The sequence below is a fragment of the Hymenobacter defluvii genome, from assembly GCF_017589435.1.
Taxonomy (GTDB): domain Bacteria; phylum Bacteroidota; class Bacteroidia; order Cytophagales; family Hymenobacteraceae; genus Hymenobacter; species Hymenobacter profundi.
This window is the reverse complement of sequence record NZ_JAGETX010000132.1, coordinates 1-328: the sequence shown is the minus strand read 5'-3', so window position 1 is coordinate 328 and position 328 is coordinate 1. Positions and strand designations below refer to the sequence as shown.

At 61.6% G+C, this 328-nt stretch carries 1 protein-coding gene; it reads left to right on the top strand.

What is annotated here, in order from left to right:
* Positions 1-51: 51 nt before the first annotated feature.
* Positions 52-328, top strand: a 277-nt coding sequence (locus J4D97_RS23335; protein ID WP_208309672.1) for a transposase, incomplete at its 3' end; no start/stop codon positions are given.

The following is a 328-nucleotide window of genomic DNA, read 5'->3' as shown; positions in this document are numbered from 1 at the left end:
TGAGGTGGTCGGATAAATCTGGACAGAATAGGGTGTTATCTTTCCTTCGTCATGAAAGACAGCCCTCAGCCTGCTAAACGCCGCCGCTACGATGCGGCCTTCCGCGCGGAAGCCCTGCGCTTGGCCAGCGAAAGCCGCTCGACCCAAGCGGCCGCGCGCGCCTTGAACATCAGTCCTAAGCTGCTTTACAAGTGGCAAAAAGAGGCCCTCACGCCGGTCGCAGCAGCCCGCGGGGCCGAGCTGGACCCGGCCACGGCGGCTGAATTGCGCCAGTTGCGGGCCTTAGCCCGCCGACAGGCGCAGGAACTGGACATTTTAAAAAAAGCCA